Here is a 21,390-nt window from a genome sequence, read left to right as displayed (position 1 = left end):
GCTACACTATTTTAATGTTGATGGCGAAGCCGAGAAGTTTTATTTTTATTTATAAATCAATACTATGCGTTGCCTTATTGCCAGTGCTGATTTTTGCAGTAGAGAGTGTACCTGTAGCGTTATTTCGCTCACTATTATGAATGGGTGGAAAACCGTTAAATCAGCAAAAACAAAAGAAATTATTTAAGAAGCATTAAAATATATGAGGATGTATGGATACCAAGCTAAAACAACGCGCCTACCGTAAAACTACCAACATAGAGGGTTGGGTCTATTTTGGCGGCAAAATGCGTGAGATTACCGTTAAAAACCTTTCCATATCAGGGGCATTGGCTATATTAACCCCTGAGGTTTTACGCTTTAACGATGATCATCAGCAAACCTTGAAAAGTTTGTCCTTATCTAAACGGCTTGATTTTTTCTTGTCCCCGTTGCAATTATCCGGTGTTGGCAAAATAGTCCGGGTAGCGGTTAATCAACAAGGTCAAGTAGCTTTTGCGATGGCGTTTCAAGACCTGAACCATTCATCAGACGAGCCTTGTTTTAACCGTAAAAATTATCGTGCCGAAATAGCCATTCCTGGGCAGTTGTTTTTAGACGGTTATTGTTTGGATTTTATGACGGTCAACATGTCGGTTGATGGCTTGATGATCCGCTTGCCTATTGCCTTTGGTTTCGAAGAAGGCATGGCTGTGACGTTTAAATTTCCCCATGCCAAGCTTAAAGGCAAAGCTCAGGTGGTTTGGACAATGGATAATGGCACCGAAACACTGATAGGCCTACAACATATCAAGCCGGATAAGCAGATTGTTGTGGCAAGAAAACCTGTGGAGTTGTCGGACATTCACCTAAACCAGGCTGATCTGCCACGCGGCGACACCCGCCCCCCTTCCATGTTTTGCGGAAAAAACTGGACAGACCGGTTGGTAGTGCCGCAGAAAGTGCGCCAGTGGTAAGACGGAGATTTTGCGGGCATAAGTATCTGCCCAATCCCTCTGATATATAATTTTCCAGTTGCCATAAAGGAAGGGGTGTCTATCAACCAGTTTATTGCCACAGTTGTGGCGGAAAAAATATCCGCATTGGCAACGGAAGATTATTTGCAGGCTAGGGCGCAACGGGCGGATAGCGGGGCTTTTGCTGCTGTGTTGGCTAAGGTTGCGGTTGGTAGGGGATGAACTGTAGTTGCGGATCTGTCTAAGCCAAATTCTTTCACCATGTCATCAAGGTTATGGGTTATCTCGCCACTGTCAAGATGACGCTGATAAGCTTTGTCGGCGGCTTGTGCATCCTGCCAATCCTCAAGGCATTCGGTCAAGAGCCTGTTTGCCAGTTGCGCCAGGGTGGTGTGTTCTTGCTTTGCCATTTCGGCCAGCAAGGTGCTGGTTTCGTTGTCGAGTTCTAAGGTTGTCATATTTAGCCCCTTTTTGCGTCTTGTCTGCGGGTATTATACTTGTCTGGACAAACTAAGCATAAGATTGCTTTATTGGACAATAAAAAAAACCCGCCAAGCCGATGGCTTGCGGGTTTTTGTGTTTTTAGCGGCATTTTAAATTGATATACCGCAAATTCACCGCAAATTTGCTTTGCAAATGAACAATATTTATATAAAATAATATATAAATCAACGTGTTATGGTGGAGGCGGCGGGAATTGAACCCGCGTCCGCAAGTACTCCGCCACAAGGTCTACATGCTTATCCCGCACTTTTGATTTAACCGATGACTACCCGTCGGGCCAAGAAAACCATCAGCGATTCCGTAAGGTTTTTGCGCGTCCATTCCGGACAGACTTCAGCGCGAGCTTATGTAAATGACTCCTGAGCGTCCGGCGAACCGGACTCTACCCGCATAAGCACAGGCAGTCAGAAGAATGGAAGCTGTTTTTACGCAGCGATTGCCATTGAGTAGTTTTCGTCGTTTGCGAATACTTTTTTTCTGTAGATTTTACGAGGTGTACAGTCCTCGGCATGCACTCTAGGTTTCGCTACCCACGTCGAAGCCATGTCGCCCCCGTGGACTTTGTAGTTTACTGGATATGTCGGCAGATTGCTACGCTTATTAACTGATGTTACGCACCCCATCCCAAAAAGAGTATCATTGACGGATGGAAAAAGAAAAAATAGAACTCTACACAGACTACCTGATCTGCAATCAAGGCTTTGCAACGGCGACGGGCTTGTCGGCGAGTTCAAGCTCGAATGCCTGAAGATAAAACATAAAACCAATCATTTCGCTATGCGGGCCAAGCTGTTCGTCAAGGCCAACCAAATGGCTTATGAAGAGTTGCAAAAACTAAGGGCTGCGTAACATCAGCTGTTAATTGGGATGGTAGCGATGCGGCTTCAAATATTATCCAACCGAATTTAGTTGAAGATGAAATCGATACAAGTAATGTTGCACAAGGTGGATGGGGGCATTATAACTACGCATCAGGAAGCACCCAAGTTGATGCAGGGAATGGTGGAAATGCATCTGCAACCACAGCAATAAGCACAACGGGAGTAAATGATAATACGGTTGTCATGCCGATTTATACATACAACTTAGCACGTGGCGGTAGTGGTGGCTATACAACAAATGGTAATGGGGGAAATGGTGGCAATGCCGTCAGTACAACTGTAGTTAACTCTGCCATGAGCGTACCGCCAGGAGCCAATATTATCAATGAGTTAAATCGTTCGCAAAATGATGCACAAGGCGGAGATGGCGGTGTTGCCGGGTAGAATAACGGCATCCCATCGGGTCAAGTTACGGCAGGAAACGGCGGCAATGCCTATTCCAGTATTGTGGTCGTTAATAATGGGGATAGGGACGCTAACGCCACTTCCTACGCAACTGGTGGCAATGGCGCGGTGCCAGCCATGATGACGGGAATATGCAAAAACAAGGGCAAGGGGGCAATGCCATCGCCTATAGTAATGCAACAAGCACTGGCGACTACGCCCAGTCCTTTGCTTACGCTACTGGGGGCGAGGGGAAAGCAATGCCAATTATCGAAAGCGATGCGATTGCCAACGGGGGTGCAGGTACTGGAACTCAGGCAATAGCTTTATACAATACGACGAATTCGTCTAATGGGATCACGAGCCACAATCAATTGAACAGTACTGCAAATGTGGATTTGTTTCATGGCTCAGGCAGAGCTGCTGGAGTTAGCGAAGGACACGCTAGTTTTTCTCAGTCTATGTTAACCACGCTCAATGCGCCGGACAAGCAAGCTTATACTAATGCAACCTTATTGCCATTGACTGCGGACATTAATGCAGTATTGGCTAACCATCATAATGTCGCCCAAGCTTTTGCTTTACATGACGACCAGCGGGTGTTTGCAATGGGCAATATGGAGTTGTTGAATACGGCCACGGACGGATTATTTCATGACTATGAAAGCAAAATAGAAATTACTTCCTCTCTTCCTGTTGGCACGAAAGATAGTATTCTAACGAATAATCTACCTCCTTATTCTACAAGGTCAATTGGATTGCTGGATTCGATTATAGGAACACACAATTTTACCTCGCCAGATGAAACGCTGACCTTAATGGTGAGTACAGTCATAACACATCATGACTTGCCCGATGTATTTACAAATGAAACATATACATTTAATGATTTGGAATTAGCGCACGCTTTCTTTGACGACCGGGTATTCAATAATTTCACAGGAGCTTTAACGACTTTTGATTTTTCACTGCATACAAAAACAGCGGGGACTGGGCTTAACTTTGATTTTTTGTACGGCATTGCTGGAAATGTTAGCACTTATGGCCTATCTGAAATCGATCCGATTAATTCAGTTCCAATTCCTTCAACAATTTGGCTGGTAGGAATAGGGTTTATGGCATTATTTCGTAAATTGACAGTACGAGCTAATTTAATCCGTCCGAAAGCAATGCCCTAGTTATAACATCTGTACGAAATTCACAAAAAATCCTGTCCGATAACTTTATACGCATTCCCAAGTGCCGGAAAACATCACCCAAACTATCCCGCAAAAGCCGCCAACAACACCGCCACCTGCCCAGCGGGCACCTGCACCTGCACCTTGACCTGCCCGGCGAAATCTTGCGCGACAATGCGCCCGTCGAGCTTTTTCAACAAATATTCCAAGGGCTGGATTTGCTTGTAATCCAACGTCAACGGCACGGTGACCCAATCGATATACGGACACAGCTCGGCGGCGGCGATCACTTGACTGGCGGTATTGCTATAGGCGCGGGTCAAGCCCCCTGCTCCCAGCTTAACGCCCCCGAAATAGCGCACCACCACCAGCAAGACGTTAATCAGTTCCTTACCTTCCAATTGCTGAAAAATCGGCTTGCCCGCCGTGCCGGTCGGCTCACCCGCATCATGGAAGCGGTAGATGATGCCATTGGCGGTTTTCATGCGGTACGCATAGACAATATGGCTGGCATGGGGATGCACATCGGCAAAGCCCTTAAGATGGCGCGGCACGTCCTGCTCATCAGCACACGGGATCAATGCCCCAATAAACCGGGATTTTTTCAGGACAATCTCTACACTGGCGGGATTTTTAACGGCAATCATCATTAAGGGGCGCGATGATAGCCATCGGTATTCTTACCCACCCAACGCTCGTCGGCTGACAGCAAGCGTTCTTTTTTCCAGAACGGGGCTTTAGATTTTAACGCCTCCATAATGTAACGGCAGGCATCAAAGGCATCCCCCCGGTGCGATGTCCATACCGCCACCAACACAATCGGGTCATTGGGCAACAACTCGCCGACCCGATGGATAATTAACGCATCCAGCACTTGCCATTGCCGCCCCGCTTCGGCGACAATCGCCGCTAACTGCTTTTCGGTCATACCCGGATAATGTTCTAAGGTCATGGCTTGCACACCGCTGCCCTCGTTAAAATCCCGCATCGTACCGACAAAAACACTGGTCGCGCCAACTTGCCCGGCCAGGCCTTGCGCGGCTTGTTGGTAGGCTTGGAGTTCTTGCCAAGGGTCGAAGCCAGCTCCCGTCACAATAACCGCCATCATCAGCCTCCGGTGACGGGCGGGAAAAAGGCCACTTCATCACCTGCCCGGACAGGGCTGTCCAAGTCGGCATAATCCATATTGACCGCCGCTAAGATATTGTCCGGCAAGGGTTGTTGGGGATTGGCGGCAGTCCAGACTTGCCGTACCGACGCGATGCCGACGGCGGGCAAGGTCTCATCCGAACGCCCCAACTGTTCTTTTAAACTGGCGAAATAACGTACTTTAATTGACATATTCATTCACGCGGCTACAAAATCTAAGGATAATGTCAGACACAACCAACATTTTGCGCTAATTTTACCGACAAATGACCCAACTCACCCATTTTAATCAAGCTGGCGAAGCCCACATGGTCGATGTCGGCGACAAAGCCGTTACCCAACGCACCGCCATTACCGAAGGCTACATCGACATGCAGCCGGAAACCTTAGCGCTGATTATCGGCGGCGGCCACAAAAAAGGCGATGTCTTAGGGATAGCCCGCATCGCCGGGATTATGGCCAGCAAAAAAACCGCCGACCTGATCCCGCTCTGCCACCCGCTAGCCTTAACCCATGTGGATATTGCCCTAAGCCCCAATACCGAACTTAACCACATCCGCTGCCAAACCACCGTCAAAACTCAAGGCCAAACCGGCGTGGAAATGGAAGCGTTAACCGCCACCGCCTGCGCCTTGTTGACCATTTACGACATGTGCAAGGCAGTTGACCGGGGCATGGTTATCCATTCGCTACAAGTGCTGGCAAAAGCGGGCGGCAAATCGGGAACTTGGCAACGGACGTGAAGCCCGGCCACCAGCATCCGTATCCTGACCGCTCACCTCCTATTTAAAACTTATCACAGGGATTCCCTATGCCAATGACTTTAGAAGAACTCGCCCAAGCGTGTAACGCCCGTATTGAAGGCGGCGACCCTACGGCTTTGCTGACCTCGGCGGCAGACATTAGCTCCGCACAACACGGGCAAGTCACGCAACTGACCAATAGCCGCTACAACAAATATATCAAAGGCTCGGCGGCCAGCGCCTGTTTTGTCGCCGAAGGCTTCGCCCTGCCCGACGTGCCGCCTACAATGGCCTTATTGGTCTGTGCCGACCCGGAAATGGGCTTTATCCATGCCATCACCTTGCTGCACCCGGAACGCCATTACCCACCCGCCATTGCTCCGCAAGCCGTGTTGGCAGATACCGTTAGCCTAGGTATAGGCGTATCCATCGGCCCTTATGCGGTATTGGGCGAGCATAGCCAAATTGGCGACCATAGCGCGGTGCTGGCCGGAGCTTATATCGGTGCCCATGTCACCATCGGCAAGCATTGCCGCATCCATCCTTACGCGGTTATTTATGACGATGTGGTCATTGGTGATCATGTGATCATCCATGCCGGGGCAGTCATCGGTGCCGATGGCTTTGGCTATAAATTCCGCAACCACCAGCATATCAAAGTCCCGCAAGTCGGCAACGTGGTACTGGGCGATCATGTCGAAATCGGCGCCAACACCTGTATCGACCGGGGGGCATTGGGCAGTACCACGCTAGGTATAGGCAGCAAAATTGATAACTTGGTACAGATTGGCCACAACAACAAAATCGGCCGCCATGTCATCATGTGCGGGCAAGTCGGCGTATCCGGCTCGTGCCAAATTGACGACTACGCCATACTCGCCGGCAGTGCCGGCATCGCCGACCATGTCCATATTGGCCAAGGGGCGGTGGTGATGGCCCGCGCAGGCGTGGCGGGAGACATAGCCGCCCAAACCCAAGTCTTTGGTAGCCCGGCTAAAGATAAGCGCGTCGCTTATAAAGAACAGGTTGCCCTCAGCAAATTGCCGGAGTTACTGAAAAAAGTCAAATACTTGGAAGAGCAGCTAGAGCAACTGCAACCGCAAACCGAGAGCCGCTAGTTACGGTTGCCGTTACCGCCTGATGTGGCTAATACGACCGCATCAGGACGGCACCCAATCTTTTTAACCGGCCGCAATTGATTACCATTGATAGCGCAATTATCCGCTAATGTCATGATAAAAAGGCAATATTAGCGCTTAAACCCTCTAATTGAGCGGATATAGCCCGCTATAGACGATACGCCCAACAACTATTTAATAACTGGCCTTACCTTTGATTATTCTCAAATACGAACTATTCTTATTTACCCCCCTCCTGTAACCAAGCTGTCATCTAAACCTTATAAAATAGCGGGTGAATGACTCACTCTCCTGCTTTTTGTACAGTTTTTTAGGTTGTCTATGCTTAGTCGTACCCAAAACAAACGCGACCTTAACGGTTCCGTCACCTTCACAGCCCCTAGCGTTATGGAATTGACGCAGACTGTTAAGCCTATCACCTTGGATATGGCAATACTGGATGTGCTGGGCTTATTCCAGGAAAATCCGGAACTGGCGGCATTACCCGTCGTCACCGACGAGCAACTGTTTTTTGGCATTATTTCGCGGCGCAACTATCTTAACCTGATGACCCGCGCCTTCGCCCGCGAATTGTACGCGCGTAAGCCGCTGGCCATCTTGCTGGAAAGCAACAGCGACATCTTTGTCGCCCCCATGATCGTCGATGTCAACGACCGTATCGACAAAGTCATCGCCAACTTCCTCAACAAAGACCCCAGCATCCGTTACGAAGCCTTGCCCGTTATTGATGACAAAGGCATCGTCGGCGTTGTTAAGATCGCCGATATGATGCTGAAAATCTCCCAATCCCAAGGCAACCTGATCGAGACCATGCAGCAATTAAGCGCACGGCTCAATGACGAAGTCGCCAATGCGGCGGCCCTACAGCAAAACTTATTACGCCCGGCACATATCCGCTTACAAGGCATAACCGGGCTGGCCACCATGCTCACCTCCAGCGAAGTGGGCGGTGACTTTTATGACTATTACATCGTCGCTCAGCGCTGGGCAATTATTTTAGTCGGCGATGTCAGCGGCCACGGTATCGCCGCCGGCACTATCGTCTGCGCCGCCAAAGCGGCGGTCAACTTCTTAGAAGCCGAGCAGGAAAAAGAACCGCATAAAATCCTTAGCCGTCTTAGCCACATCATCTTTAACACCGCCCACCAATCTTTGCTGATGACCATGTTCGCCATCTGCTTGGACACCCAAACCGGCGAATTGCGCTACGCCAATGCCGGCCACCAGTTCGCCTACCTCTACCGACCCATGCTGGGAATTTTAGACTGCCTGGAAATCGGCGGCTTGCCCTTAGGCAAAAATGCCGACACCGAATACGAACAAGCGGCCACCGAAATGGATGTGGGCGACCGCTTATTTTTATATACCGACAGCATTGTCGAAGAAGAGAATGCCGCCAACGAATGTTTCGGTTATGAACGCCTAGAAGCCCTCTTGACCGACCATGCCGACAGCGACATTGCCACTTTACACGACATTATTTTGCTTAAGCTGACTAACTTTTTACAACGCAGCACTTTTGAAGACGACTTGACCTTATTTTCCGTTGACTATCTGGAAAAAACCTACGACACTGCCACCACTGAAAACACCCTTACCGCTAAAGCCCAAGATTCGGAGCAAACTTATCTGTTCGATGCCGATTACCGCGCCAATCCCGTCGCCGTGTCCAGTAAGCTTAACCGCCAAGAAGTGGTGTTCTTGGCAAATAACCGTTTTGCCGATTTAATCCCCAGCCTATCCCAACAGGGCATCCGGCGGATTCTCCCCCAAGACCGTCCCATTAACCACCAACTCGGTTGGGATATTTTACTCAGCCAACATGAGAAACCTTGGCCAGATGATTTAGCCATGTTGTTGCGCCACCCCGAACAACGCCGCGAATTTGATTTCACCCATAGCGATGACAAAGCATTTATAATTGCCGAAGTGGATGCATGGTTACAAGAAATGGCGACAGGTGACCCTGACCGCCTAGATGCCGCCGTGTTCTTATTGGACGAACTGATTGAAAATGGCTTGTGCGCCGCTCCGCGTGACGGCAAAGGCCGCGCCTTATACACCAAAGGCACTTCGCGCGAATTGGCCGAAGATGAAAAATTACGCTTAGATGTCTCACTACAAGGCAATTTATTGGGCATCTCTCTGACGGATTCTTGGGGAACGTTAACCCCCCAAGTCTTTTTAAACCGTCTGACCCGTCATATTGAAGGCTTAGGTTTGGATGCCGGCATAGGTGGCGGTGGCCTGTACCTGATCTGGCGCATGTCCGATTACCTGCAAATGCGGGTACTGCCAAACCGGCAAACCCAAGTATGCGTTTTCCTTGATTTGTACAATCCTTTTGACCCAGAGGCGGATAAAGGTTTCCAATTCCTTTACCATACCGAATTATTTGAGGCGATTAACCATGAATACATCTAAGTTAAAAATACTGCCGCAACCGTCTGCCGACAAATTGTCGCAACAATTTTTTCTGGTCGGCACTGTCGATATCGAAGCCGTCGATATTTTGGAGACGCTCTATATCCTCCCCCCCGACTGTACCGTAGAACTTAACTTTTCCCAAGTGGATCGGGTCAACTCGATGGGCTTGGCACAACTGCTGAAATTGTTTGAACTATGGCAACACCGCAATAACCAAATCCGCGTCACCAATGTCAACCGCATGATCGGCGTATTGTTTAAAATGACTGGCCTGACCCGATTTTTGGCGGAAGACCTAGGTATGGAAATTGCCAAAGCAACTCCCGCCGTAGCTACGTCTGAGCCTGCCGCCGTACCACCGACTATCTTAACGTCAGAAAAACTGCAAATCCAGCCACAGCCCTCACGCACCAACCCTGAGCAACGTTTCAAACTGTATGGCATGGTCGATGTTAACGCTGTTGATGCCTTACAAACCCTGTATATAGTGCCGCTAAACGCCTCAGTAACCTTAGATTTTAGCGAGGTCGCGCGGGTCAACTCGATGGGCTTGGCACAATTGCTCAAACTGTTTCAGCATTGGCAAGAGCGGGATATTAGCATCCGCGTGGTCAATGCCAACCGAATGATCGGCGTATTGTTCAAAATGACTGGACTGACCCGTTTTCTGGCTGATGAAGCCCCTTCCAAAGCCACTATCGTGCCGCCAGGCAGTGCCGTACCGCAAGCCCGTGCCACCGAGTCCAGCGTTGCCGCCCCAGTGCAACGCCGCATCAGTGATGCCCCTGCTATCATCCAAGCCAACACCAGCGACAAACTGAACCTCTGGGTCAGTGCGCAAAGCAGCCAACAAATGAACGGCTGGTATTTCTTCAACACTTACCTGCAACGCCATTTAGGCCGCGAAGTGCATCTGGAACTCAGCCACGGCGCTATGACGGAGCGGCGCAAAAAAATTGAAGAAATGGACATCGTCTTCACCAAACCGTTTGAAGCGACGCGCCTGATGCTGGAACACCAGTATAAGCCCCTGCTGCGGCCTATCGACCAAACCGATGAAGTCACCCTTCTGGTGCGTAGCGAAGACAAACGGGTCACTTTAGCGGACTATCAAGGCGGCAAGATCGTCACCGCCGCCCAAGACAACTTTGTCTATCTGCTGGGCCGCTTCTTATTGGAAGAAAGCGAAAGCTCACTCAGTAACATGGAGTACATTTTCTCCGGCCATGATATTAAAGCCTTGCAAATGTTACTGAAAGGCTCGGCGGACATCCTGTTCATGCTCAGCGATACCTACCAAGGCCTATCCGGCCTGACCCGCAAAATGCTCCGCGAAATCGACCAAAGCGAAACCGCCTTCGCTTTCCATGTTTTCAGCGTTTCGCCCCGCTGCGAAGCCGTAGGCACCGCCTTGGCCGAAGTCCTGCTGGACATGAACCAAGACAGCCAAGGCCGACAGGTCTTAGCCGATTTAGGTATCCCTGGCTGGGTCAAACCCACCCCGGACGAATGCGATATGCTGGCGATGCTGTTCAACCGCTACGCCCCAGTCGCCGCGTAACAAAGTCCAGCCCCCATAAACCCGCTACCCAAGCCTTTGGGCAGCGGGCATACCTAGCTTTCCCCCCAGCAAAATCAGCCAATATCAAGACTCACGCTTTACTGGCTTGACAGATTACAGTAGTATTGATACCCGTCTTGCGGACTTTCCACAGCGTTCCGCCCCCCATTAACCCTCAATGACAAGTTTTTGAATTATTTCAATAACTAACCGACGTTACGAAGTAACGTGCTTTACCCCCGTTTGCCGCGCCGAGCATCGCAGGGTTTGTCGGGATCAGCCCGAATACCCATAGGGCATAAAGGGGCGCGGCAAGGATGCCGCGCGTCGGCAGGTGGGCAGGAGCCCACTCTGCCGACCCCCGACAAAACCGAGAAGCGCAGGATCAAGCGGCAATCGGGCCGCCTTTTCTTTGGATACTTTCTTTTGGCGGAGCAAAAGAAAGTATCTCGCCTTCGGGTGCGAGAACCCGATTAAAAATACGTCGCGATAGCGACTCATTATTTGTTTTTCAAATCGCAGAAAATGTCTGCGTAACATCAATAACTAATAATAACATTTGCATGTCTACACACGAACCTTCACTAGCCCCCAACTTCATCCGGCAAATTATTGCCAATGACCTGAAAACCGACAAACATAAAGGCCGGGTCGCCACCCGTTTTCCGCCGGAGCCGAACGGTTACCTGCATATCGGCCACGCCAAATCGATATGCCTTAATTTCGGCATGGCGATAGAAAACAACGGCACTTGCAACCTGCGCTTTGACGATACTAACCCCGAAAAAGAAAGCGACGAATATGTGCAATCCATCATGCGCGACGTGCAATGGTTAGGCTTTAGCTGGAGCGAACTGCGTCACGCGTCCGACTATTTCGAGCAATTGTACGGCTACGCCGTCGTTCTGATCGAAAAAGGCTTGGCCTACGTCGACAGCCTGTCCGCCGAACAAATCCGCGCCTACCGTGGCACGCTGACCGAACCGGGCAAACCCAGTCCCGACCGCGACCGCCCGATTGCCGAAAACCTCGACCTGTTCCAACGGATGCGGGCGGGCGAATTTGCCGACGGGCAGTATGTGTTACGCGCCAAAATTGACATGGCCTCGCCTAACATCAATATGCGCGACCCCGCCATCTACCGGATCCGCCGCGTCCACCACCAACGCACCGGCGACGCGTGGTGCATTTATCCGATGTACGACTACACCCACTGCATTTCGGATGCGCTCGAACACATCACCCATTCGCTGTGTACCCTAGAATTTGAAGACCACCGCCCGCTCTACGATTGGGTGCTGGAGCAAGTGGAAACCCCCAGTCATCCGCAACAAATCGAATTTGCCCGCTTACAGTTGGAATACACCATCGTCAGCAAGCGCAAACTGAATTTGCTGGTCACAGAAAAACACGTCAACGGCTGGGATGACCCACGGATGCCGACCTTGGCGGGTTTGCGCCGAGCAGGCGTGACCCCCAAAGCCATCCGCGATTTTTGCGAACGCATCGGCCTGACCAAGCAAAATTCTTGGATAGAAATGGGGGTGCTGGAATACTGCATCCGCGAAGACCTGAACGAAAACGCCCTGCGGGTCATGGCCGTACTGGCGCCATTGCGCGTAGTCATCACCAACTACCCCGACGGCCAAACCGAAAACCTGGAAATCAGCAACCATCCGCAACGCCATGAACTGGGCAAGCGTAGTGTGCCGTTTGCGAAAACCATCCTGATCGAACAAGATGATTTTGCCGAAAACCCACCGCCCAAATACAAACGTTTGGTGCTGGGCGAAGAAGTGCGGCTACGCGGCTCTTATGTCATCCGCTGCCATGAGGTGGTTAAAGATGCCGACGGCAATATCACCGAACTGCGCTGTAGCTACGACCCCGACACCCTAGGCAAAAACCCCGAAGGCCGGAAAGTCAAAGGCGTTATCCACTGGGTCTCCGAAGCCCACGCCCTGCCCGCTGAAATACGCTTATACAACCGCCTGTTCAGCGTCCCGCAACCGGATAACGAGGCCAACTTCCTGGATGCTTTAAACCCCAATTCCTTAGAAGTCTTGAGAGATTGCCGCATCGAAGCCAGCCTTGCCGAAGCCACAGGCGAACACCGCTACCAATTCGAACGTACCGGCTATTTCTGCTTGGACACCGTCGATAGCGTGGACGGCAAAAAGGTGTTTAACCGCACGGTCACCCTACGCGACGGCTGGGTTAAGGACTGATAGGCAAATCGGCATAACACCACAGGTTGGGCAAACCGCTGGCGCTTGCCCAACCTGTGGCCTTCTTCTCATTGGTGCCGAAACCGCGTTTTAAAAAAGAGCTACGGCTGTACGGTTAGGGTTTATGCCCCCTGACATTAACCTCTCTCACCACCCGCCTGTTTACCCTTTTGGAAGCCCTTATGAAACCTCTGTTAAAAATTCTTTTGGTACTGGCCTTACTCAGTGCTTACGATACCAATGCCTCCAGCTACCCTGCCCGCTTTAGCAGCAAATTCGGCAACGGCGTTGCAAATGCCGTAACAGGCATAGCCGAAGTGCCTAAAACCATTATCATCACCAAGCGCAGACAAGGCTGGGCTTATGCGGCCACCGCCGGATTTTTCACCGGCATGGTTTACATGGTAGCGCGTACATTAAACGGCGCTTACGATATGGCGACGTTTCTCATCCCCACCAAACCCATCGTCACCCCCGATTATATCTGGCAGGATTTCGATAAAGAAACCTCTTTCCGGCCTAAGTGGGAACTGCGTTAAAATACCCCCCAGCCTCCGCGTTCCCTGAGCGAAGCCGAAGGACTCCCCCTTGGCAGGGAGAGGGGCGTTTTCCCCTTGATTTTCGCCTGTACGACGGGAAAGGCATAAACTCCCTCCCCTGCCAAGGGGAGGGCTGGGGTGGGGTTCAACACGCTGTGTTGCAATGGAACGCCTACTTAATTTCATGCACATTCCTATAAGGCCATCGGCAATGTTACCCGGCTTTAGCGCACAGGCGGCGGCGGTGGCAATCCGGGTGGCGGTGGCGGTATGTCGTCAGCTACCGGCGCCGCCGAACGCGGTGCTTGCATAATCTGCCCGTCCATAGGCACTTGATGGCCTTTAGCGTACATACATTGGACATAGCCATTATCATAAGCTTGTTGCGCCGCCGATTGGGAATCGCCAGCCGCACCCGACCCGACCACACTGCCCAACAACAACCCGCTACCCGCCCCAATCACCGCCCCGCGCCCACCACCAAACGCCGCTCCCGCCGCTGCGCCTAACGCCGTACCGACTACCGCACTGGTGACCCCACTACTCATCCCAGCCGAATTGCTGTCTACCCCACCCGACTGAAAAAAAGCAAATTGGCGGCACACCGCATCATCATTACGGAATTGCTCGAAAGATAGCCCATTACCCGGCAAAACCATCACACTGGGCCCTTCCGGCACACTGGCACAACCACTGACCGCTAACAACAGTATCGGCACACTTTTCAACTTTATAGACATAAACAAACTCCTTAACGGGGCGGGGGGACTGTCGGCGGCACACGCTGCCAACCGTCCGGGCATTCTCTGACAGTAGGATAATAGCCTTGCGGATCGTCGCAGTAATACCAAGAACCGGACGGATAATCCGGGGCCGCTTGCTGCTGGATATAGACGGGCGGCGTGGGCGGCACAGTAATCACCACAGGCGGCGGCGCATAATAATTGCGGTACGGATAGCCGTAATAGGGATAAGTATAATACGGTGCGCCAAAATAAAAGCCCAAACGGTTACCGCCATAGCCATAGCCGCCATAGCCGAAACGGCCACCATACCCGCCGTATCCGAAGCGACCACCTCCATATCCGCCAAAATGACCGCCACCGAAATGGCCATGATCATGGTCACCACCCCCAAAGTGGCCACCGCCTCCACCGCCTCCGCCACCATGTCCACCGCCTCCACCATAACCGCCTCCACCTCCATGCCCACCGCCTCCACCGCCCCCGCCACCATGGCCTCCGCCATGACCTTCTGCCCAACAACCCTCACTGGACAAGCCGCCCAGTACAACCAGTAACACTACCGCCAAGGTATATTTTTTCATCGCCTACTCTTGTTTAAACCACCGTGACCTATCGACAGCAATAGGCTATACAAGTGCCTTCGCGGATCAACTAAACTGCATAAGCTAGATTTTTAGGCTAAAAATGGCAAGCGTGTAAAAATACAGGTGACCATAAGACGCTCAAAACGGAGAAGCATTATTTTTGCACCATTGCAAAAAGCATCCGTGTTAATGTAGGGGCTCAAGTGGGAATTACTCAGCAAAACCCATAAAAAAGCCCCTTAAAAAAGGGGCTTTTTGACCGCAACCGCAATAGGCCGAAACTAGGCGATTAACGGTATGACACTGCTGGCATCCGCAACACCAATATAGCTTAAGGAGGCATCATTTCCGACTAACGGCAGACTGGCATCAGCACTCAAAGAGGTTGAATCTTGTAAGGCCGTGCCATTAGCATCAAAAGATATAAACATATCAACTTGTGCTATCGTGAATATACAAGCATAAGTACCCCAGGTACTACTATAATCAGGCGTATAAGCCGATAAATCTATATTGCCGTCGTCTAGCGAAATAATGGTGTCATCGGTTGCCACACTGCTGTCTGTCGTATCAGTACCAGCATCCGCAGCAACTGCACCATCCCCGTCAGAAGAAACATCTACCAGACTGCTTATCTCTATGGGCTCATCAAAAATAACCCAAGATATTATGCCATAAGTTGCCGTGCCGCCATCCGTAATGTCCACTATAGCAGGATCAGTCGGGTCAGTCACTGCACCGCCGTCCGTGCCGCCCACACTACCGGGGTCGGTCGGGTCGGTTATCGCGTCGCCGTCCGTGCCGTCCGCACTAACGGTGTCGGTCTGGTCGGTTATCGCGCCGCCGTCCGTGCCGTCCGCACTATCGGTGTCGTTTTGGTAAGTCACAGCACCGCCGTCCGTGCCGTCCGCACTAACGGTGTCGGTCTGGTCGGTTATCGCGCCGCCGTCCGCACTAACGGTGTCGTTTTGGTCAGTCACAGCACCGCCGTCCGTGCCGTCCGCACTAACAATGTCGCTTTGGTCGGTCACAGCACCACCGTCCGTGCCGTCCGCACTAACGGTGTCGTTTTGGTCGGTCACAGCACCGCCGTCCGTGCCGTCCGCACTAACGGTGTCGTTTTGGTCGGTCATAGCGCCGCCGTCCGTGCCGTCTACACTGCCGAGGTCGGTCAGGTCGGTTATCGTGCCGCCGTCCGTGCTGGTGGTATCGGGCATATCAGTCACGATTACGGACGAATAAAAATTAACCATTTCAAAAACAGCGCCATGAGACATCATAATGGTATCCGCACCACTATCAATCACAGTTGCATTTATATCGGAAGGCGACCCACCAGTAGCATCAACAGGGCTATCGTTACCTGCCACCACTTCATCCGCTGTGCTGTCACTACCAATAACTGGCGCAGTGCTGGTTGCCGCATTATCAGCCGCCGCTGTAGCAACGGTATCCGTTTGTCCGGTATTCATCGTGCTGTTGTCCGTAGTATCGGCACTGTCAGTTGCTGCGGGGATAATGCTGGGTAACGCCGTATCGGTATTATTCTGTGGAGCCGGTGTTTGGCTATCGAAAATAATTGTCGCATCAGCCAGATTTTTAAGTTGGGTCGCCATGTCTGCCTTATTGTTTAAAGGTGAAAAATATGCTGGATTATGGGAAGGGGTAAAATACCGTTTACTTTGTCAAATTATTGTTACCTTACTACTATACTACGGCCTATTACTCGTGTAAATCCCAGCTTTATTATACAGACCCTATTATGAATGGATTATTAACTAAAGCACCTAATTCTCAACCCGTAGAAAAACCAGCCAGTGCCACGCGTTAACGCCCCTAGCGATTTTGCAATTGGCCAATGAGCACAGTAACGGCTTGCTTAAGCGTTTCAACCAGATCGCTTAAATCGGCTACCTCGCCGCTACGCGCCGCATTCTCCAATATACTGGCCGCCGTTTTTGCCGTATCGGCACAAAAATGCCCTAAAGTCCCTTTAATGGTATGCGCGGCATTTGCCACCGCCACCGCTTGCCCCTGCGCTGCCATTAACACGGCCAATTGCTTAGCGCCTTCTTCCAAAAACAAGCTAATCATCTCATCCAGCAACTCCTGATCACCATCCAACTGCTTCAGAGCGCGGGCTTCATCCCAGACAGGCGCTTGTGTGGCGGCAAGACCCGGGTCGGGTACGCCGCCATCATCAGAGCCACCTAAAGTCCGCGCCAAAACCGCTTGTAATTGTTCACTCACAATGGGCTTGGTCAAATAATCATCCATCCCCGCCGCCAGACATTTTTCCCGCTCGCCCTCCAAGGCATTCGCGGTCAAGGCAATAACCGTCTGGCGTGGCCATGCCTGACGGTGTTCCAACAAACGCAGTTCACGGGTGGCATTATAGCCATCCAGCACAGGCATCTGGCAATCCATCAAAATCAGGTCATACGGCTGATGGGCCAGTTTATCAAGGGCGACCTGCCCGTTTTCGGCAATTTCAGGCACTAGGCCAAATTTTGCCAACTTAGCCGTAATGACTTTTTGGTTAATCTTATTATCTTCAACAACCAGAATATTTTTACCCCGATAACAGGGTACAGGCGGCTCAGCGGCAGCCTCCGTCGGCGGCGCATCGACACAGTGCAGGGCATTAACGATAACGTCAAACAATTGCAGCTGCCGGACCGGCTTTAACAAACGCTGCACAATCGCGGTGTTTTGGTAATCATCGCTATTAAACTGATCCCCTGAAGAGATCAAAATAATAGGGATGGCGGCTAACGTGGGGATATGCGCCAGACATTTCGCCAACGTCAAACCGTCCATAATAGGCATTTGTACATCGAGTAAGATCAAGTCATAAATAATCCCATGCAAGGCCGAGGTTTGCAATTGCATCAGCGCGGCACTACCGTTATCGACTTCCGAAACGGCCAATCCCCAACTCGCCAAATAATTAGCCAACACTTCGCGGTTAGTGGCATTATCATCGACCACCAATGTGCGCTTGCCGGACAAATCGCAAGACAACTGCCGCGTCTCTTGAGTTTGGGTATAGGTCAGCGGTAAGGTAAACCAAAAACAAGTGCCAGCCCCCGGATGGCTATCCATACCGATATGCCCCCCCATCAGCTCGACCAAGCGCTTGCTGATCGACAGCCCCAAGCCGGAGCCACCGAAGCGCCGTGACGTTGCACTGTCCGCCTGCGAGAAAGGTTTGAATAACTGGCGTTGCGCCTCCAGAGAGATACCGATACCCGTGTCGCGGACTTCAAAACGCACTTCATCTTGATTCATTGTCAGTGGCGTACGGCTCACCTTAATATAAATTTCACCCTGTTCGGTAAACTTGACGGCATTGCCCACCAAGTTGGTCAATACTTGGCGAATGCGCATAGGGTCGCCAAGCCACTGTAAAGGCATAGGCACGGGTAAGGCGCAATTCAGTTCTAAACCTTTGCCGTACGCCCGCACAGCCAATAAGGCGCAAATATCATCAACCAAATCGGCCAGATTAAACTCGATCTGCTCAACCGCACACTTACCTGCCTCCAGCTTAGAGTAATCGAGAATATCATTAATAATATCCAATAAGGCTTCGGCGGAGCTGCACGCGGTATCCACCCAATCTTGTTGGGTAGGGCTCAGTTTGGTCTCGCGCAATAAATCTAACATACCTAACACCCCATTCATGGGGGTACGGATCTCATGGCTCATATTCGCCAAAAACTCGCTTTTTATCAATGAAGCCTGCATCGCCAAGTCGCGGGCCGTTTCCAAAGCCACTTTGGTTTCTTCTTGCCGGACAGCTAAAGCCATCATTTCACCCACTTGCTTTAACATGGTCAAACGGCTTTCAGTCTGTAAAGGATAACAGTCGGTAAATAAAAACAGCGTACCCAAAACTTCATTACCTAATACTAAAGGCACAACGTAATGCCCATGCGCCTGCATATCCAGCAGTTGATACTGGTCGCTGACACTACAATAACAGTCATCGGCCACCAATACTTCGCCGCTCTGCAATACTTGTCCCGATAAAGAGGCTCGGTGATCGAGGCGCTTTTCCCTATCGAGAAACGCTGGGGTTAAGTCGCCGCTCAACACAAACTCAACCAGAGCCAGCGGATCATCGGCTGAACGTAACAACACGCAGCCCTTATGAGCCAAGTCGAAGGCCTTAAGATTGAACAGAATAAGCAACACTTGCCCAAAGCGCGTCGCTAAAGGGATGGTTTTCTGCAACACTTCAGAGACGTTCAGCAATACCACACTATCGGTAATATCACGTTGTATCTGCACATAACCAGACAATACGCCAGCGTTATCGAAGACTGGAGAAATGCCGACATCGGCATTATAAAGACTGCCGTCTTTATGGCGGTTAACGATTTCGCCTTGCCAATGCTCGTCATTCGCCAACTTAGCCCACATTTGCTGGTAAAAAATGGCATCATGGACACCAGACTTTAGCAAATCAATAGGACGGCGGCCTAAAGACTCCTGAAAGCTATAGCCGGACAACTGGGTAAAAGCAGGGTTTATCCATTCAATCCGCGCGTCGCGGTCAGTGATGATAATAGCGTTGGAGGTCGCTTTTAAAGCGGCAATCAGCAATTGGTTACGGGTTTCAATATCGGCACGGTGCAAAACATACTTGATTAACCGTACCAAGCCCTCGTAACCCGCATCATCTTTGACGACATGGGCTTTTGCGCCCGCCTTCAACGCCGCTTGGGCAAGCGGGTCATCATCGTTGCCCAATAACACAATGACAGGTAAAGCTTGATTCTGTTGATGGAAGGCCTGTAAAGTCGGCAAACCTTGGGAATCGGCCAGCGATAAGGCCAAAACAATGACATCAAAATGAAATTCAGCCAATTTAGGCAAAGCCTCGTCTAAAGACTGCACCCAAACAATTTCAAAACGCATATCCCTAGCCCTGGAATCCACGGTTTTGGTGGGGGCTTGCTCGGCACTGCCCGCACGGACGACCTCGAAAGGAATTTCTTTAAATTGCCGCAGGCATACTTGGACACGCTGTGCCGCTATAGGGTCATCTTCAACTAACAGCACGCAAATGAGTTTAGAACGGATCATGGTTTTAGGCTATTTTAAAAAAATTTTGGGCCACCAACCGACCCGACAACGGCTATTGACAACCAGCCTAAATAGCCGCACCGTGCAAGCGGCCCACACCAAGGCAAACAATCCGGGCACTCACCACGGCTGCGGCGGAGAAATCAAACCGCCTTTCGTCTCTTGCCACGCTTGCCGCCATAACTGCACCATCAGCCTCGCTTCAGCGGCGGCATTCGGAGCACGGCGGCCATTACGCCACGCCTTAAACCTATAGCAATTTTGCGCCAATGCTTTCACTAACTGCGCATACAATACACCATGCCATTTCTGGTAATACAACAGTTGGCTACGCATCCGCCACAAAGCCAGCAGCTTATCACCGTCCACCCTAGTGCCCGCCCTAGCGTCGCCCAAAAGGGTCACTTGTAAATCCGGCCAATAATACACCTTAAAATCGGCATCATGGATACGCCGACATAAATCAACCATACCGTAATACATAAAAAACCGCGAATCGAACAGCCTAATTTCGGTCAATAGGCTGCGGCGTAAAATCGTAAAACCGCAAGGCAAGCAATCAACGGCGGCCGCCTCGGCAGGATTCGCCCCAAAACGCACAAACCGACCCCAAAAATGGGATGCAGACAAATCAGCTAACGCCAAAATTTCATTGAATAACGACGGAAACAACTGTGCCGACAGCAATGTTTGCCCATGCCGGTCTTGCAGCAGCGCCCCGCCTATCCCGGCATCAAGCACTTTTTCCATAGACTTAACAGCACTCTGTAACAGGTCGGGCGGCAGTGCCGCCGACGGATCCAACAAAATCACATAACGCCCCCGCGCCAAAGTCAAGGCCAGATTATGCGCATTAGCAAACCCTAAATTATAATTATTCGCTAACACTTGTGCTTCAGGATAAGCATGACGGATAAGATCAACGGTATTGTCAGACGACGCGTTATCGACCACAATCAGCTCGAAATCCCCCAACGATTGGGCGCGTAAGCTCTCCAAACACGCCCGCAAATACGGCGCACTATTCTGCGTCACAATAAAAACAGAAGCAGTAATCATAAATTCCCCTTATCAGGCGGATAGTAAAACGGGAATATCTGTATAGCATAACCCATGAGTTTTTACACCGCTATTAGCGGTCACGCCCCCCCCCCTAAGACCCTACTTGCCAAAACTGACAAGGCAAATATCCCATTTCACCTTAAAAATTGCAATAGCGCAGAATACCGCGCAACCCCTAAATTTTGACAATAGCACGAAAACCGATAAGCTGACAG

Annotated in this window: 19 protein-coding genes, 1 other RNA gene and 1 pseudogene; 10 read left to right on the top strand and 11 right to left on the bottom strand. The window is 50.9% G+C overall.

Annotated features, from left to right (window positions below):
- Positions 1 to 212 precede the first annotated feature (212 nt).
- Positions 213 to 956 (top strand): PilZ domain-containing protein, encoded by a 744-nt coding sequence (locus CEK71_RS10520; RefSeq protein ID WP_088619343.1) that lies wholly within the window; start codon positions 213 to 215, stop codon positions 954 to 956.
- A 140-nt stretch (positions 957 to 1,096) separates the two neighbouring features.
- On the opposite strand, the gene CEK71_RS10510 is transcribed toward CEK71_RS10520, so the two are convergent.
- Together CEK71_RS10510 and ssrA are read right to left on the bottom strand one after the other, a co-directional pair.
- Complete coding sequence (locus CEK71_RS10510) at positions 1,097 to 1,414, bottom strand: DUF6290 family protein (RefSeq protein ID WP_088619341.1); 318 nt, start codon at positions 1,412 to 1,414, stop codon at positions 1,097 to 1,099.
- Positions 1,415 to 1,635: 221 nt separating this feature from the next.
- Positions 1,636 to 2,014, bottom strand: a transfer-messenger RNA (tmRNA) gene (gene ssrA / locus CEK71_RS10505).
- Between the two features lie 175 nt (positions 2,015 to 2,189).
- On the opposite strand from ssrA, the pseudogene CEK71_RS24305 reads away from it, so the two are divergent.
- The 3 genes and pseudogenes from CEK71_RS24305 to CEK71_RS10495 all read left to right on the top strand — a co-directional run.
- A pseudogene (locus CEK71_RS24305) lies at positions 2,190 to 2,309 on the top strand (IS701 family transposase); the annotation flags it as partial.
- 215 nt (positions 2,310 to 2,524) lie between these two features.
- A complete protein-coding gene (locus CEK71_RS22550; RefSeq protein ID WP_157679136.1) occupies positions 2,525 to 2,725 on the top strand; it encodes a hypothetical protein in 201 nt (66 codons plus the stop codon).
- A 152-nt stretch (positions 2,726 to 2,877) separates the two neighbouring features.
- The gene (locus CEK71_RS10495; RefSeq protein WP_088619339.1) at positions 2,878 to 3,903 is read left to right on the top strand and encodes a hypothetical protein; all 1,026 of its coding nucleotides are present in this window, start codon (positions 2,878 to 2,880) and stop codon (positions 3,901 to 3,903) included.
- 83 nt (positions 3,904 to 3,986) lie between these two features.
- On the opposite strand, the gene CEK71_RS10490 is transcribed toward CEK71_RS10495, so the two are convergent.
- The 3 genes from CEK71_RS10490 to CEK71_RS10480 are packed head-to-tail and all read right to left on the bottom strand — an operon-like array spanning position 3,987 to position 5,244.
- Entirely contained in the window at positions 3,987 to 4,553 is a 567-nt protein-coding gene (locus CEK71_RS10490) for an IMPACT family protein (protein WP_332455537.1), read from the bottom strand.
- A complete protein-coding gene (locus CEK71_RS10485) occupies positions 4,553 to 5,008 on the bottom strand; it encodes a molybdenum cofactor biosynthesis protein MoaE (protein WP_088619338.1) in 456 nt (151 codons plus the stop codon). The genes CEK71_RS10490 and CEK71_RS10485 overlap by 1 nt, the downstream gene beginning before the upstream one ends.
- Before the next feature lie 2 nt (positions 5,009 to 5,010).
- Positions 5,011 to 5,244 (bottom strand): MoaD/ThiS family protein, encoded by a 234-nt coding sequence (locus CEK71_RS10480; RefSeq protein ID WP_088621575.1) that lies wholly within the window; start codon positions 5,242 to 5,244, stop codon positions 5,011 to 5,013.
- A gap of 74 nt (positions 5,245 to 5,318) precedes the next feature.
- Here CEK71_RS10480 and moaC point away from each other — a divergent pair, with 74 nt between their 5' ends.
- The 6 genes from moaC to CEK71_RS10445 all read left to right on the top strand — a co-directional run bounded on the left by moaC (position 5,319) and on the right by CEK71_RS10445 (position 13,689).
- A complete protein-coding gene (moaC, locus tag CEK71_RS10475) occupies positions 5,319 to 5,795 on the top strand; it encodes a cyclic pyranopterin monophosphate synthase MoaC (RefSeq protein ID WP_088619337.1) in 477 nt (158 codons plus the stop codon).
- A 68-nt stretch (positions 5,796 to 5,863) separates the two neighbouring features.
- The gene (lpxD, locus tag CEK71_RS10470) at positions 5,864 to 6,913 is read left to right on the top strand and encodes a UDP-3-O-(3-hydroxymyristoyl)glucosamine N-acyltransferase (RefSeq protein ID WP_088619336.1); all 1,050 of its coding nucleotides are present in this window, start codon (positions 5,864 to 5,866) and stop codon (positions 6,911 to 6,913) included.
- 342 nt (positions 6,914 to 7,255) lie between these two features.
- Positions 7,256 to 9,358, top strand: coding sequence for a PP2C family protein-serine/threonine phosphatase (locus tag CEK71_RS10465; protein ID WP_088619335.1), 2,103 nt, complete (start codon positions 7,256 to 7,258; stop codon positions 9,356 to 9,358).
- Positions 9,345 to 10,922 carry a PhnD/SsuA/transferrin family substrate-binding protein gene (locus CEK71_RS10460; protein ID WP_088619334.1) on the top strand — a complete coding sequence of 526 codons (1,578 nt, stop codon included), beginning with the start codon at positions 9,345 to 9,347 and terminating at the stop codon, positions 10,920 to 10,922. Before CEK71_RS10465 ends, CEK71_RS10460 begins: the two co-directional genes overlap by 14 nt.
- A 563-nt stretch (positions 10,923 to 11,485) precedes the next feature.
- A complete protein-coding gene (locus tag CEK71_RS10450) occupies positions 11,486 to 13,150 on the top strand; it encodes a glutamine--tRNA ligase/YqeY domain fusion protein (RefSeq protein ID WP_088621574.1) in 1,665 nt (554 codons plus the stop codon).
- A 182-nt stretch (positions 13,151 to 13,332) separates the two neighbouring features.
- A complete protein-coding gene (locus CEK71_RS10445) occupies positions 13,333 to 13,689 on the top strand; it encodes an exosortase system-associated protein, TIGR04073 family (protein ID WP_088619333.1) in 357 nt (118 codons plus the stop codon).
- 224 nt (positions 13,690 to 13,913) lie between these two features.
- Here the strand turns inward: CEK71_RS10445 and CEK71_RS10440 are convergent, their stop codons facing one another.
- From CEK71_RS10440 to CEK71_RS10420, 6 genes are all read right to left on the bottom strand, one after another.
- On the bottom strand, positions 13,914 to 14,429 hold the full coding sequence (locus tag CEK71_RS10440) for a YMGG-like glycine zipper-containing protein (protein ID WP_088619332.1): 516 nt from the start codon (positions 14,427 to 14,429) through the stop codon (positions 13,914 to 13,916).
- A gap of 11 nt (positions 14,430 to 14,440) precedes the next feature.
- Entirely contained in the window at positions 14,441 to 14,611 is a 171-nt protein-coding gene (locus tag CEK71_RS22545) for a hypothetical protein (RefSeq protein WP_157679133.1), read from the bottom strand.
- Complete coding sequence (locus tag CEK71_RS23155; protein WP_088619331.1) at positions 14,608 to 14,937, bottom strand: hypothetical protein; 330 nt, start codon at positions 14,935 to 14,937, stop codon at positions 14,608 to 14,610. The genes CEK71_RS22545 and CEK71_RS23155 overlap by 4 nt, the downstream gene beginning before the upstream one ends.
- 363 nt (positions 14,938 to 15,300) lie before the next feature.
- Positions 15,301 to 16,635: a hypothetical protein gene (locus tag CEK71_RS10430; RefSeq protein ID WP_088619330.1), complete on the bottom strand. Its 1,335-nt coding sequence runs from the start codon at positions 16,633 to 16,635 to the stop codon at positions 15,301 to 15,303.
- Between the two features lie 220 nt (positions 16,636 to 16,855).
- Entirely contained in the window at positions 16,856 to 20,113 is a 3,258-nt protein-coding gene (locus CEK71_RS10425) for a response regulator (protein ID WP_088619329.1), read from the bottom strand.
- Between the two features lie 120 nt (positions 20,114 to 20,233).
- Complete coding sequence (locus tag CEK71_RS10420; protein WP_088619328.1) at positions 20,234 to 21,172, bottom strand: glycosyltransferase family 2 protein; 939 nt, start codon at positions 21,170 to 21,172, stop codon at positions 20,234 to 20,236.
- Positions 21,173 to 21,390 lie beyond the last annotated feature (218 nt).

Source organism: Methylovulum psychrotolerans, assembly GCF_002209385.1.
GTDB lineage: Bacteria > Pseudomonadota > Gammaproteobacteria > Methylococcales > Methylomonadaceae > Methylovulum > Methylovulum psychrotolerans.
The sequence above is the reverse complement of the archived record's forward strand: the minus strand, read 5'-3'. Positions and strand labels throughout refer to the sequence as shown.

What these genes read in the sequence shown, in the direction of transcription:
- CEK71_RS10520 (WP_088619343.1), top strand. Translation starts at nt 213, where the DNA reads ATGGATACCAAGCTAAAACAACGCGCCTACCGTAAAACTACCAACATA.
- CEK71_RS10510 (WP_088619341.1), bottom strand. Translation starts at nt 1,414, where the DNA reads ATGACAACCTTAGAACTCGACAACGAAACCAGCACCTTGCTGGCCGAA.
- CEK71_RS22550 (WP_157679136.1), top strand. Translation starts at nt 2,525, where the DNA reads ATGCCGATTTATACATACAACTTAGCACGTGGCGGTAGTGGTGGCTAT.
- CEK71_RS10495 (WP_088619339.1), top strand. Translation starts at nt 2,878, where the DNA reads ATGCAAAAACAAGGGCAAGGGGGCAATGCCATCGCCTATAGTAATGCA.
- CEK71_RS10490 (WP_332455537.1), bottom strand. Translation starts at nt 4,553, where the DNA reads ATGATGATTGCCGTTAAAAATCCCGCCAGTGTAGAGATTGTCCTGAAA.
- CEK71_RS10485 (WP_088619338.1), bottom strand. Translation starts at nt 5,008, where the DNA reads ATGGCGGTTATTGTGACGGGAGCTGGCTTCGACCCTTGGCAAGAACTC.
- CEK71_RS10480 (WP_088621575.1), bottom strand. Translation starts at nt 5,244, where the DNA reads ATGTCAATTAAAGTACGTTATTTCGCCAGTTTAAAAGAACAGTTGGGG.
- moaC (WP_088619337.1), top strand. Translation starts at nt 5,319, where the DNA reads ATGACCCAACTCACCCATTTTAATCAAGCTGGCGAAGCCCACATGGTC.
- lpxD (WP_088619336.1), top strand. Translation starts at nt 5,864, where the DNA reads ATGCCAATGACTTTAGAAGAACTCGCCCAAGCGTGTAACGCCCGTATT.
- CEK71_RS10465 (WP_088619335.1), top strand. Translation starts at nt 7,256, where the DNA reads ATGCTTAGTCGTACCCAAAACAAACGCGACCTTAACGGTTCCGTCACC.
- CEK71_RS10460 (WP_088619334.1), top strand. Translation starts at nt 9,345, where the DNA reads ATGAATACATCTAAGTTAAAAATACTGCCGCAACCGTCTGCCGACAAA.
- CEK71_RS10450 (WP_088621574.1), top strand. Translation starts at nt 11,486, where the DNA reads ATGTCTACACACGAACCTTCACTAGCCCCCAACTTCATCCGGCAAATT.
- CEK71_RS10445 (WP_088619333.1), top strand. Translation starts at nt 13,333, where the DNA reads ATGAAACCTCTGTTAAAAATTCTTTTGGTACTGGCCTTACTCAGTGCT.
- CEK71_RS10440 (WP_088619332.1), bottom strand. Translation starts at nt 14,429, where the DNA reads ATGTCTATAAAGTTGAAAAGTGTGCCGATACTGTTGTTAGCGGTCAGT.
- CEK71_RS23155 (WP_088619331.1), bottom strand. Translation starts at nt 14,937, where the DNA reads ATGGCGGAGGCCATGGTGGCGGGGGCGGTGGAGGCGGTGGGCATGGAG.
- CEK71_RS10430 (WP_088619330.1), bottom strand. Translation starts at nt 16,635, where the DNA reads ATGGCGACCCAACTTAAAAATCTGGCTGATGCGACAATTATTTTCGAT.
- CEK71_RS10425 (WP_088619329.1), bottom strand. Translation starts at nt 20,113, where the DNA reads ATGATCCGTTCTAAACTCATTTGCGTGCTGTTAGTTGAAGATGACCCT.
- CEK71_RS10420 (WP_088619328.1), bottom strand. Translation starts at nt 21,172, where the DNA reads ATGATTACTGCTTCTGTTTTTATTGTGACGCAGAATAGTGCGCCGTAT.